This window comes from Limibacillus sp. MBR-115 (assembly GCF_040549425.1).
Taxonomy (GTDB): Bacteria; Pseudomonadota; Alphaproteobacteria; order Kiloniellales; family CECT-8803; genus Limibacillus; species Limibacillus halophilus.
In genome coordinates this window covers 1-12,226 of the sequence record NZ_JBEPTJ010000004.1, presented here as the reverse complement: position 1 = coordinate 12,226, position 12,226 = coordinate 1, and the positions used below count along the sequence as shown (strand labels likewise).

The 12,226-nt window shown below is 60.4% G+C and carries 13 protein-coding genes; 8 read left to right on the top strand and 5 right to left on the bottom strand.

The window, feature by feature from the left end; genetic code table 11:
• Position 1 precedes the first annotated feature (1 nt).
• Positions 2 to 538 carry a hypothetical protein gene (locus ABIE63_RS09705; RefSeq protein ID WP_354504258.1) on the bottom strand — a complete coding sequence of 179 codons (537 nt, stop codon included), beginning with the start codon at positions 536 to 538 and terminating at the stop codon, positions 2 to 4.
• A gap of 35 nt (positions 539 to 573) precedes the next feature.
• Between ABIE63_RS09705 and ABIE63_RS09700 the strand changes: the two genes are divergently transcribed.
• The 6 genes from ABIE63_RS09700 to ABIE63_RS09675 all read left to right on the top strand — a co-directional run bounded on the left by ABIE63_RS09700 (position 574) and on the right by ABIE63_RS09675 (position 6,602).
• The gene (locus tag ABIE63_RS09700) at positions 574 to 771 is read left to right on the top strand and encodes a helix-turn-helix domain-containing protein (protein ID WP_354504257.1); all 198 of its coding nucleotides are present in this window, start codon (positions 574 to 576) and stop codon (positions 769 to 771) included.
• A gap of 23 nt (positions 772 to 794) precedes the next feature.
• Positions 795 to 1,442 carry a hypothetical protein gene (locus ABIE63_RS09695; RefSeq protein ID WP_354504254.1) on the top strand — a complete coding sequence of 216 codons (648 nt, stop codon included), beginning with the start codon at positions 795 to 797 and terminating at the stop codon, positions 1,440 to 1,442.
• Between the two features lie 253 nt (positions 1,443 to 1,695).
• Positions 1,696 to 3,492 (top strand): phage major capsid protein, encoded by a 1,797-nt coding sequence (locus tag ABIE63_RS09690; RefSeq protein ID WP_354504253.1) that lies wholly within the window; start codon positions 1,696 to 1,698, stop codon positions 3,490 to 3,492.
• A gap of 125 nt (positions 3,493 to 3,617) precedes the next feature.
• Positions 3,618 to 5,453, top strand: coding sequence for a phage tail tape measure C-terminal domain-containing protein (locus ABIE63_RS09685; RefSeq protein WP_354504252.1), 1,836 nt, complete (start codon positions 3,618 to 3,620; stop codon positions 5,451 to 5,453).
• Between the two features lie 14 nt (positions 5,454 to 5,467).
• Entirely contained in the window at positions 5,468 to 5,737 is a 270-nt protein-coding gene (locus ABIE63_RS09680) for a hypothetical protein (RefSeq protein ID WP_354504250.1), read from the top strand.
• Between the two features lie 253 nt (positions 5,738 to 5,990).
• Positions 5,991 to 6,602 (top strand): hypothetical protein, encoded by a 612-nt coding sequence (locus tag ABIE63_RS09675; RefSeq protein ID WP_354504249.1) that lies wholly within the window; start codon positions 5,991 to 5,993, stop codon positions 6,600 to 6,602.
• 65 nt (positions 6,603 to 6,667) lie between these two features.
• Here the strand turns inward: ABIE63_RS09675 and ABIE63_RS09670 are convergent, their stop codons facing one another.
• The 3 genes from ABIE63_RS09670 to ABIE63_RS09660 all read right to left on the bottom strand — a co-directional run bounded on the left by ABIE63_RS09670 (position 6,668) and on the right by ABIE63_RS09660 (position 8,923).
• Entirely contained in the window at positions 6,668 to 7,078 is a 411-nt protein-coding gene (locus ABIE63_RS09670; protein ID WP_354504248.1) for a hypothetical protein, read from the bottom strand.
• A gap of 644 nt (positions 7,079 to 7,722) precedes the next feature.
• On the bottom strand, positions 7,723 to 8,589 hold the full coding sequence (locus ABIE63_RS09665) for an ImmA/IrrE family metallo-endopeptidase (RefSeq protein WP_354504246.1): 867 nt from the start codon (positions 8,587 to 8,589) through the stop codon (positions 7,723 to 7,725).
• A 4-nt stretch (positions 8,590 to 8,593) separates the two neighbouring features.
• Positions 8,594 to 8,923, bottom strand: a complete 330-nt coding sequence (locus ABIE63_RS09660) for a helix-turn-helix transcriptional regulator (protein ID WP_354504244.1) — start codon at positions 8,921 to 8,923, stop codon at positions 8,594 to 8,596.
• 130 nt (positions 8,924 to 9,053) lie between these two features.
• Between ABIE63_RS09660 and ABIE63_RS09655 the strand changes: the two genes are divergently transcribed.
• Together ABIE63_RS09655 and ABIE63_RS09650 are read left to right on the top strand one after the other, a co-directional pair.
• Entirely contained in the window at positions 9,054 to 10,355 is a 1,302-nt protein-coding gene (locus ABIE63_RS09655) for a DNA methyltransferase (RefSeq protein ID WP_354504243.1), read from the top strand.
• Positions 10,352 to 11,068, top strand: coding sequence for a DUF5681 domain-containing protein (locus tag ABIE63_RS09650; protein ID WP_354504242.1), 717 nt, complete (start codon positions 10,352 to 10,354; stop codon positions 11,066 to 11,068). Before ABIE63_RS09655 ends, ABIE63_RS09650 begins: the two co-directional genes overlap by 4 nt.
• 33 nt (positions 11,069 to 11,101) lie before the next feature.
• Here the strand turns inward: ABIE63_RS09650 and ABIE63_RS09645 are convergent.
• Positions 11,102 to 12,226: recombinase family protein (locus ABIE63_RS09645; RefSeq protein ID WP_354504240.1), on the bottom strand; the 1,125-nt coding region annotated here is incomplete at its 5' end.

Here is a 12,226-nt window from a genome sequence, read left to right as displayed (position 1 = left end):
ATCAGTTCCTCGGCACCATCCGACCGTGCGCGACATAACGGCATCGATTGGAGCAATATTTATTTGGTCGCCGCGACGCTGGTTGAAACAGGTTGCCGCATACTGTGCATGCCATGATTGGAAGTTTTTTCCAGGCCGCCTGCCGGATCCAAAGGAAGCTCTCGGCCTCGGGCGTCTTCCCTGAGTGCAACCAATCAAAATTGTGGTGGAGTTCGATCTCTAGAGCACCGGAATAAGCCAACCGATTCACGTGCGCTTCCAAGGCCCTGCGCGCCTTGTTCAGCTCAAGCCACAATGCCCAGTCGTTTTCAGCCAGCGTCAGCGCCGATTTTTTCTCTGGGACGATAAAATGGTGCAGGCCTTTGGCATCTGGGCTCTTCTGCCATAACGCCCAAACGATTGCCGCCCGATCATCGTAGAGCGGGCCAGCCCTAACTGAATCCTCCAAAACGCATTCAATCTTCACAATCACCTCATAACTGCATCCGTGCAGTGTATCACAGATAAAAGCGTTGACAATTGTGAGTTTGATAAACAAAACTCACAGTTATCCGCTATGTTTACTGTGAGGTCATGATGAACGCGTTAGAAAGAGAAAAGCCGCACTACAGGGTGAGAGAGGTTGCCGCCCATTTCGACGTGACAGCGTCCTTTCTTTACAAACAAATCGCCGCTGGCGACATCAAAGCCGTCCACATCGGCAACACTATTAGAATCCCAGCGACAGAGGTCCGAAGGCTCGAATCGACAGACGAGCCTGCAACACAATAAGGTTTTCAGAACCGGGGGCGTTCATGTCCGAACATCGCAATCAAGCGCCCGCTCTGGTCGGGTCCTTCAATGTTTGGCCGGACCGCTGGGCCTTGGAAACGGAACGTCTATCGTTTGAAGAGCAGGGGGTTTATTTCGCGCTTTGCCTGATTGCCTGGCGCCACCCAGATACGATCGTTCCGATTGATGATGGTAGGGTGAGTTCTGGTCTTCGAGGGTGCAAAAACGTGCGCACCTATCGACGAATCCGATCCCGACTTATCGAAGAGGGAAAAATATTCGAGAGCGGAATTGGTTGGGAGATTCCGTATGTTTCTGAACGAAAAAGGGAAAGTTTTTCGGCAAAAAATGCCAGAAAAAATAGATATAAGTCCCTGAAAAATAAGGAAACCAGTTCTGACGCTCTTACTCATACTCAAGAATCCCCCAAAACCCCCTTGAAGGTAAAGTGTGAGACCCTAGCCCAACTTCCGCAGGAAGTCCGAACCTGCGAGCGGTTCTGGCGCTCCATCCAGCCACATCACCGCAGCGAGGTCGTCCAGGAGCTAGCGCGCCTGCAGGCCACTCATGGGGCGGCGGCCATGGCAACCCTTGTGACTGCCGCCGCCTCAAGCATCGATGCCAGCTCGCCGGCACTATGGCTTCGCAAAAATGCACCAAAACATCAGTGAGCGATTCAATGGGTAGCGCCAGGCAATCAGGCAAAGCACCTAAATGTTGTGCCACGTTCTTGCACAATTGGCCGATTTTGATATGTTGGACAGGTCAAGGCGTCACCTTGGCCAGCCGAGAGAAGCGTGGAGAACGCGGGAGACTCGGCACTGCGAAAGGCAGCCACCGGCCGGAGAGGCGGCGGCGAAACTTCTGCAAAGAGCGGGCCGTAGAGCCCTGTTTTAACGCCTGCTCGGCGATGAGGTGACGCACGTGAAAGACGAACTTCAATTCCGTAGTTTCCGAATAGATCGCGCTGGCGCTTCCCGCGAAAAGCGCACGGTGCCTCTCGTGCTTTCAACCGATTTTCCGGTCGACGTGCGCGGATTCAAGGAAGTCCTCGTGCACAGTCGTGAAGCCGTCGACCTTTCCCGCGCCGCACCCGCGCTTCCCTTGCTACTAAACCACGACGCCACGGAGCAGGTTGGTGTTGTGGAAAATGTACACCTCGACGGTGGCAAGCTCCGTGGCACTGCCCGCGTCAGCCGATCGCCAAAGGGTGAAGAAGTCCTGCAGGACATCTTAGACGGGATCCGCATATCCGCTTCCGTTGGCTACCGAATTTTGCTCGCCGAGCAAGACGGTGAAACGGTGCGAGTCACTCGCTGGCAGCTTTTTGAGGCATCCCTCGTGGCAATCCCAGCCGACACGAACGCCGGCGCATTCAGAAACGGAGTTTTGAAGATGGAACCGAACGAGAACAAGCCCACGGAGACCGCGCAGCGCGGCGCACCTGGTGGGGGTGATAGAGAGAAAGAAATCACTGAGATTCTGGCGCTCGGCGACCGGATGAAAAATCCGGAGCTGGCACGCCAGGCAATTCGGGAGCAATGGCCGCTGGACAAGTTCCGGCATCAGCTGCTGGAAAAGATTGGCCGCTCACAGAATATTGGCGGGCCGGTCAGCTTCTCTGACCCGCTCGACGGGCTGTCCCGTGGCGATCGACGCGACATAGCCACTCGGTTTGATCTGGGCAACCTGATCCGGGCAGCGATCACCGGCGATCATAGCTCGGCCGCGCTGGAGCTTGAAACCGCTCGCGAAATCCAGCGGCGATCGGGCCTTTCGCCGGAAGGCCTTTTGGTGCCAGCGGCGGCGCTGGCGCCGCAGCGCGCGCTCTCGACGCGCGCGACCCTCACCAGCGGAAACACCGGGGCCAACCTTATCGGAACGGAGCACCGATTTGATGCGTTCATCGAAGCCCTCACAAACGAAGCTGTGGTAATCGCGGCGGGCGCGACCGTGCTTGACGGCCTGATCCAAGATGTTTCCATACCGAAAAAGACCACCACCACCTCGGCACAGTGGGTTGCCGAACAATCGGCCCCCACGGATTCCACGCCAACTCTCGGAGCCGTTGCCTTGGCACCCAAGCAACTGGCGGCTCTTGCTTCGCATTCCCGCAAAACACTCGTGCAGGCGTTGCCGGGGGTCACCGAGCTGATTAGGGCCGACATGGTCGAGCAAATCGGCATAGCGCTCGATGCGGCGGCGTTGAACGGCGGTGGCGCGAATGAGCCGGTGGGGGTACTTCAAACCTCCGGAATCGGCGCCGTTGCCATCGGCACCAACGGTGGGGCGATAACCTGGCCGGCGGTGGTTGACCTTGTGGCGGCCATTCACGCCGCAAACGCACTCAGCGGATCCCGGCGCTGGGTCACCACGCCTGAGGTGGTAGCTGCCATGCAAAAAACGGAGCGCGCCAGCGGGACTGCCAAGTTTATCTTGGACGAGCTCGCTGGTGGCAAGCTTCTGACCTATGAAACCATGGCGACAAACGGGCTCCCGAAAGACCTAACCAAGGGCACCGGAACAAACCTTCATCCGCTAATTTTCGGGAATTGGGCTAGCCTCCTGGTCGGTATCTGGTCGGCTGTTGATCTAATCGTGGATCCCTACACGAACGCGGATACGGGCCAAGTCCGGATCGCGGCGCACGCTTTTTTCGACGTTGGCGTGCGGCATGCGGAAAGCTTCGCTGCAATCACTGATATCGACCCAACCGCGTAACCGTCTCGGGGCGGGGGCATGGCAACGGGCCTCCAGTGAGCCGCCTCGATCGTCTCTTCCGCTGGGGGCCCACTTCGAGCCCGGCGTGCTTTTCCTCCACGCCGGGCCCACACTGAGGGCTAGCGATGGCTGACGCCAATCTGCGCTTTAATATAATTGGAAAAAACCGCGCCGGGAGCGCTTTCGCCGGCATCAACCGCGCGCTCGGCAAGCTCCGTGGCGCCTTCTCCGGCGTACAAGGGGCGGTTCTGGGTTTGGTTGGCGTCGGTGGGCTGGGTTTGCTGGTCAGCCGATCGTTGGAAACGGCCGATCGCTTGGACAAGGTATCGAAGGCCACCGGCGTTTCCGTCCAGGCGCTGCAGGAATATCAGTTCGCGGCTCGTCAGAGCGGCCTCGATACCGAAAAGATGAATAAGGGTTTCCAGACGCTGGGCAAGCGCTTGGGAGAGCTCCGGCAAGGCACTGGCGCCCTGAAGACCTTCCTTGATAAGCTCGATCCGGCCTTTGCTGACCTGGTAGCGAACGCCGGTTCAACTGAAGAAGCAATGGACCTCATCTTAAGGAAGATGGCCGAAATGCCAGATGAGGCCGATCGCGCTGCCCTATCGGCCGCCGCTTTTTCCAAGTCGGTTGGTGTCGACATGGTTAACCTGGTTAACGGCGGCGTTGAAGCGCTCGAGGCCCTGCGCGCCAAAGCCCGCGAGCTACTGCCTATTACCACCGAGCAGGCCGGCCGCATCGCCTCGCTCAACGATGCTTTTGATCGCTTCGGCACCCTGCTTTCCAACTTGGTCACCCGATCGCTAGCGGCGCTGGCGCCAGCATTGGAGAACATGACGAATGGCTCCCTCGCGACCCTTCCGGGACTCTTCGAAGGGGCGGCGCGCGCCGTGCTGCTAGTAAAAGATAACCTCGATCTGCTCTTGAACGGCCTTCTGATCTTTGCCTCGATCTCGATCGCTGGCGTGGTTATCAATCAAGCAATCGCGTTTGTGAAGTTCGCCAAGGCGATCGCAGCCGTTCGCACGGCCACAATGGCCTTGGCAGTCGCACAGAAGATCAGCAGGGCGGGCTGGCTGCTTATCGCCGCCGTGTTGGCGGTCACAACCGACCAACTCGACGTACTTAAACGGGCGATTACTGATGTAGCCGATGTGGTCGAGCGGAACTTTGGCGGGGCGATGGAGGGCCTCAAGGGGCTAGCCGAAACCCTGGGCTTGGATCTTTCGGCGCTGACAGCCGAACTTGAGATTTTCAAGGTCGAAACGGGCGTCACCGCAGACGTGGCCACAGGCGCGCTGGGCCGTGTTCGAGCGCAGCTCGGCGGCCTTGGCGGAGACCTGGCGAATCTGAGCGACACCGGGCAAGAGGCTCTGGGTACATTGGGCACGGCCGCCAAGGACCTTGGTGATGGCCTAGAGACCGCGATAGGAAACGCGATCCAGCAGCTTGAAGGGATCTTCCTGAATTTCGTGAACACCGGGAAACTCGAGTTCAAAGGTCTTATCAATTCGATTCTGCAGCAGCTGGCGCACCTCGCGGTCCAGGCGGCAATCATCAACCCTTTGAAAGGGATTTTTGGCGGCGGGCTCGGTGGCGGCGGCGGCGGGCTGATTGGCAACCTCATTGGCGGGCTTGGGAGCCTTTTCGGCGGCTTCTTCGCGAAGGGCGGGCCGGTCAGTGGCGGAAAGCCAATCGTGGTCGGGGAAGAAGGCCCGGAACTCTTCGTACCAGGGCGATCCGGCGCGATCGTGCCGAACGGCGCGCTGGGCAGAGGGGCTCAAAGCGCCGGCAACACGATCAATGTGACTGTTGCACCAAATTTCGCGCTGGGCGTCCAATCGACTGTTAAAGCCGAGGTAATGGGTCTCATGCCGCAGATTGCCAGCGTGACCAAGGCGGCCGTCGCCGAGGCGACTCAGCGCGGCGGCACATTCGCACAAGCGGTGCGGGCCCGATGATCTAGGAGGATGAAATGCGACAACACCCCCAACAAATTGACATCGAGGATGCAGTCCTGGTGCGCCAAGCGCTGGACCGGCGCCGTGAGGAACTGAAGCTGCATTACGCTCGCCTTTTCGCTGGCGTGTTAACTGCAGCTGCAAAGCGAAAGGCAAGCGAGGAACGAACCCAGCGCGCCCTGACTTACCTGGCTGAGCGCTTCCGCCGCGCAACGCTCGATGCGCTCGGCGAGGCGAAGGCAGCCGTCGAGACGCTCAGCATTCCAATGGTAGGCCGGGCATGAGTCGGCGTGACAAGCTCTTGGGCGGGGTGTCCTTTGTCCCAACACTTTGCGAGCGCTGCGATCAGCTCGACTTTAAGCACGAACGCTGGATAAAAGAAGTCGAACGGATTGGCAGGGCCAGGGGGCTCTACCGAACTTTCACAGGTCAAAAGAGAATCTTGCGGGCGTCAGCGTACTTGAGGGCTCGGAACCTCAGGGAACAAGACCGCCTGTTGGACCAGAGCTCACGCGAGGGGGCGGGGTAAGAAAAACGATGGCCAAAAATGAAACGGCTGGGTCCTTCCCGCGCGATCGATCAGGGGTAACGCACGACCCCGACCTGTTCGCAGAGCTGGAAAATTTTTCGTGCTCCACCACAGGTCGAAACATGGCTATGCAGCGAAACACCTACTCGATTTCTGGGCTCGCAACAGAGCTCGGCATGGACCGGCGAACCGTCGCCAGCAGGCTGTCAGGCGTTCCGGCCGATCATGTAGACGCCCGCGGCAAGCGCTGGACACTAGTACGGGCGCTTCCACACCTACAGCTGAGCCATGCGCCAGCGCCTAGCGGCCCTGCAGGGCATTTCCGCCCGCTGGGCGAGCCGTGGAAGCTCCTGGAGGCCGCGCCAACTCCGTTCGACAAGGGGGCATCGCTAGCCTTCCTGCTTATGTTGTATAACGTCGGTGACCTCGTGAAGGCGGCCGCCAAGGAAAAAGAGATTGGCCTGACATATGCGCGGGCGGAAAAACTGGCCGGTCTTCTTTTCATGCTCCTATGGCACACTGTGGCGACCGAGCTCGGACGCGTGGGTTTGGAGCCCTTCGCCAGCGATCCAGAAAGCATCGAAGTGGACTTGGCCACCGCAGGCCTTGAGGAAAAATGAAAAGCCGCCCGGCATCGAGGGGAAAACCGGGCGGCTGGAGCGTGTTGCATGTCCGGGCAACACGCCTATTCTACAGAAAGCGCATGTGTTTTTCTACAATCATCTCCGTTTCTCAAGGCCTTTAAGATTGGAGCCTCCGCACCTGGGGTCATGTAATGCTCGCGTAGGCGATTGATCAGGAAACATTCCAGTTCGGTAAATATTTCCTTAAGGAAGTCCTCACCCATTAGCTCCGGAGAACACCAGCTTTGATATGCGCGAAGCTTAACATAAAGGTCTCCATCTGTTTCTGCCCTTAAGGCCTTTAGTGCGAACAGCGCACGGTTCTCGGCCTCCACAGCTTCTTCATGCCCCTTATCTCCAGGGTGAAACAGCTCATCAAGCGGCGGTTTGATCTGCGCCGAGTAAAAATCATCGCAGGCTTTTCTAATTGGGGCGCTCAAAAGCAGGTCGTAAAGGTTTTTGGAGGAGTTCATCGTAGTATCTCCCTTGGTTTAAGAAATCGGCCCCTCGCTGGGCCAGGAAATGCTGCCAGCGGGTGCACAAGTGGGTGCACAGCAGGGCAGCGCACTCAGTCACCGGCATTGAAGCAGATGACTGAGAATCGCAGTTTTCTGGGAAATTTTGTCTAACAGGTTGATGGAGAATCACGCCGTCTACAGGCTGCACCAACTCGAAAACCGTTGTGCGCGAAAGCGTACCGAGGGTTCGAATCCCTCCCCCTCCGCCACTCACCCCCGTCTCATTCAAACGCTTCGATTTCGCGCCGATTTCCCGGGCCTTTTCCGCAGGTTACCTCGGGGCTGGCCTATCAGAGACGCACCGCAGCTCCAGATCTACGGGCAATAAGGCCCCGCGTCTCAGTTGGCTCTTTGAGGCGGTTCGGTTTTAGGGGGCTTCCCTGCTTTACAGGGAATTAACAGGGAATTTTCGTTTTTTGAGGGCCTTTTGGCCGGAATCAGCGATTTTTGGCCGTGAATATGGACGTGATTCCAGCGGGTTATAGGGCATTTCCCTGTTCTGTCAGGAACAGGGAATTTAAATCCGGGGAACAGGGAAAGTTTTTAGCCGATCAGGGAAACCGTTCCGGAAAAACAGGGAACGGGATTTATGCCTGCCTCTAGCGAAAACCAGGTAGGTCGCGCTCGCGTTGAGAGGAGTCGTCCTCAGCATCGTCCTCATGGTCCGGCATCTCCGCCCAAAGCAAGGTGACGGCATGACCTGATGGCGAGCGCCAGCTTTGCTCGTAGAGTTCGATATCGGATTCGTTGGTCCAGGCAATCGAGGGTGTTTCACACCAGCCCGTGATGCCGGTCTTGCCATTGAGGTGCACGCAGTGGGCCGCCGTCGCCTGGGGCAAGCTTTGTCCGCTCCGAGAGGTGACGTAGGGAAAGCCTTGCCCCCTGATGGCATATCTGATGCGGCCATCCTTCGACCAGACGGCCGCCAGGCAGTCATCGCGCGTCTCGACCAGGTGCCGGACCGCCGCCTCGCGGCTGATGTCGAGGGCAGTGCGCAGGCGTCTGGCGTCGTCGAGGTCGGGATCTGGTGAGAGCAAGGGCATCACCAGGGACCGCGGCGCCAGCAAGCCAATGGCAAAGCGGTTGGCCTCGGCTTCCTGACGGAGATGCCGCCGGCCTTCCCGGGTCGCACGCAGATCGGCGGCCTGGCAGGTAAAACCGGCCGGGCTGGAGAGTTTATGATGCTCCATCAGGAAGTGGCCGAGCTCGTGGGCGATGGTAAAACGCAGCCGACGCCGTCCGCCCCTGTTGTTCGCCAGGATTGCGCCAAGACTACGCCGCTCATCCGTCAGCAGCATGCCTTCGACACCCTCGAGCGGCGCCTCCCGCACTTCGGATATCCCCAAGGCGAGAGCGATCTCTCCCACCGGGACGGGTCCCTGGGTCAATGCCAATTGCCCGTGCAGGGTATCAGCCAGGCGCTCCGGCTCGTGGATATCAGCCAGGTCTATCCGGTCAAGTTGCACGGGATCACGATGTCTCCCGGGCACGGTCCTTCAAGGCCTCGATCATCTGCTCCACCACCTTGCGGTCGCCGGCGGTCAGTTCCTCGAGCCCGCGGTGCAGGCGTGCGACCTGCAGCGCGTCGGCATCGGGCTCCACCCCGCCTCCAACCAGGACATCGATCGCCACGCCAAAGTGTCGCGCCAGCCTCTGAACCAGTTCAAAGGAGGGGTTTTGCGAGCGCCCCTTCTCGAGTTCCCAGACATGCGCCTTGGAGACACCGACCGCGTCTGCGACCTGCTGCAGGGACTGGCCACTTTTCTGGCGCAGGCTGAACAGGGTTTTTCCAATACTCATGGGGCCTCCGTATGATGCGATAAACGCAACGATACACATATAATTGACGACTCGGCAAGAGTTTGATACATCTTACTACCGTGGCCGATGGGACGACTCCGCCGGCCGGGCAACAGAACAGGAGGCTCTCTTGGCCCGCCAGAACATCGAACAGATCGCTCTTAGTGACCTCATCCCCTGGACGCGCAACGCCCGCACCCATTCCAAGAAGCAGATCCGCCAGCTTGCCGGCAGCATCGAGACCTTCGGCTTTACCAATCCGGTGCTGATCGACGAGCAGCGCAGGATCCTGGCCGGGCACGGCCGGGTCGAGGCGGCAAGGCTCCTGGGCTGGGAGAGTGTGCCCTGTCTCAGACTCGACCATATGAGCGAGACTGAGAAGCGCGCCTATGTGCTGGCCGACAACAAGCTGGCGCTCAATGCCGGTTGGGACGAGGAGCTGCTGGCGGCCGAACTGGGGGTGCTGCTATCCGCCGACCTCGACTTTGATCTCTCCATCACCGGCTTTTCCCTGCCCGAGATCGATGGGTTGCTGGAAAGTGTGGCCCCGGAGGAGCCGGGCGATCCGGCCGACGATGCCCTGCCGGGGGAGGCGCCCGCGCGGGTGCGGCCGGGGGACATCTGGCAACTGGGGCCGCACCGGCTGATCTGCGGCGATGCGCTTAATGCGCAGCTGGTGGCGGATCTGATGGCCGGCCAGAAGGCGCGGATGGTCTTCAGCGATCCGCCCTACAACGTCAAGATCGATGGTCACGTGGGCAATTCCGGCAAGATCCAGCACCGCGAGTTCGCCATGGCCTCGGGCGAGATGACCAGGAGCGAGTTCACGCGCTTCCTTGAGAGCGCCTTTCGCAATCTGGCCGATCACAGCCTCGAGGGATCGATCCACTTCCTCTGCATGGACTGGCGCCATATGCAGGAAATGCTGACGGCCGGACAGGCGGTCTACGATGAACTGAAGAACCTGATCGTCTGGGCCAAGGACAATGGCGGAATGGGCACCTTCTACCGCTCCCGCCATGAATTGATCTTTGCCTTCAAGAAGGGTACCGAGCCCCACGTCAATACCTTCGAGCTTGGCCAGCACGGCCGCTACCGCACCAATGTCTGGGAGTATCGCGGCGCCAACAGCCGCCATGCCGGCCGCATGGAGGAACTGGCCCTGCATCCGACGGTCAAGCCGGTGCAGATGATCGCCGATGCGATCCGCGACGTCTCGGGCCGCGGCGAGATCGTGCTCGATCTCTTTGGCGGTTCGGGATCGACGCTGATCGCCGCCCAGAAGACCGGCCGGCGCGGCTATCTCTGCGAACTGGACCCGGTCTACTGTGACCGCATCCTGGCGCGCTGGGAGGCCTATGCCAAGGATGAGGCCGAGCAATTGCTCTGCGGCTGGTCGCCCAAAGCCCGCGCCAGCCAGGCCGCGGAATGAAGGACCGCAAGCGCACACTGCCAGGCCATAAGCCCGGCGCGGATTACGCGGTGGGCTATGGCAAGCCGCCGCCCGCGCAGCGTTTCCAGCCTGGCCAATCAGGCAACCCCAAGGGCCGGCCAAGGGGCGCCAAGAACAAGCGCCCGCCTTTGAACGAGGAACGCCTGAAGGACATCATCCTGGACGAAGCCTATCGCTCGATCACGGTGCGCGACGGCGAGCGCAATGTTTCGGTGCCGATGGCCCAGGCCGTTGTCCGCGCCCTGGCGGTCAATGCGGCCAAGGGTCAACACCGCGCGCAGCGGCTCTTTGCGGAGTTGCTCTCGAACACCGAACGGCAGAACAAGGCACTGGCCGACGAATGGCTGCAAGCCGCGATCGGCTATAAGGCCGAGTGGGAACAGGAACTTTTCCGGCGCGAACGCCTGGGCATCACGGATCTGCCCGAGCCCCTGCCGCATCCCGATCAGGTCAAGATCGATATGAACAAAGGCATTGCCTGGATCCAGGGGCCAGCCACCAAGGAAGAAAAGGCCGAGCTGGAAAAATGGCAGGAGCGCCAGGAGATGCTTGAAGAAGAGCGGGCCGCACTTCTGAAGAGCTTGAAAAAGCAGAAGAACCCTAGGATACGCCAGCTCATAGAAGAGGATCTCGAACGGATGGGCCGCATGCATGCGCTCATCGCTGACCTCTTGACGAAGATTGGCTACTGAAGGTCCCTTGATGGCATGGCAACCCGCAATCTTTCAGGGCGCACCGAACCCCAGCAGGCGCTCCTGCGCAGGCCAGGCCAGCGGGAGCCGCAGGCGCACCAGACGTTCCAGTGTCAGATCCACCGGCTGGCGTCCTTCCAGAATGGCGCTCTGGATGCGGGGCGACAGGAAGGCGAGCCTGACCCGCGGCCTGATGTAAGCCTCGGTGACGCGCTCTTGTCTGGCGACCTCGGAAAGGGATCTGCCACTTTGCAGCGCCGCTGCCCATCGATGCCCCTTTGCCAGGCCGCGCAGCAAGGTCAGGTCCGCGGCCGGATGCGTCTTACCGGCCACAATCCGGGCTTCCACGCCGCGCCGCCGGATCTCCAAAGTGGCCGTGACCTGAGAAAGCGCCGGCGCCAGCAGGCTGGCCTCCAGGCCCAGCGCCTCTGCCAGCTGCTTAACCTCAAGATCGATCGTGATCAAGCCCGTCTCCAGTTGCCCCTCGGCGACCAGGGATGCCAGAAGCTCTGCCTCCCCTCCGCGCAAACGGGCAGCTAAGGCCCTCGCCTGTGCTCCGGGCTCTGCCCCAGCGCCCGCGTCCGGTACCGCCAGCAGCGCATGGCAGCGGGCCGCCTGTTCGAGGTGATCGGCGATAACGGCTGCCACGGCACCCTCAAAGCGTCCCGCCGGCAGGCGCCAACCACTGGGATCGCTGCCCGCGAGAAGGCGGTTCGAGACATAATAGCGAAAGCGGCGGGTGCCCTTCCTGGCATGCGAGGGGGTCAGGCGATCGCCTGAGGGGTCGCGGAACTTTCCGGTGAGCGGCGCCAGAGTTCCTCTGCCTGGTTTATCCTCAGCCTTCCCCCCACGCGATCGCGGTCGGGCGCTGGCCCCCTGCAACCTGGCCTGCACGCGCTCCCAGAGCGCCTCCTCGATGAGGCCGGCATGCTGACCGTCAAAGACCTCACCCTTGTGCCGGATGCGGCCAAGGTAGACCGGGTTGCGCAGGATATGATGGATCTGCCCGCGCGAGAGCGGTCCACCGCCCTGCGCCCGGCCGCTGGAGAAAACATGCCGCTTGGAGCGCAGGCCCCGGCGGGCGGCCTCCTGCTCGACCGCCCGCAGGCTGCCAAGCTCAGCATAGAGGGTAAAGAGCGTCTCAATCGTTTGGCGTTC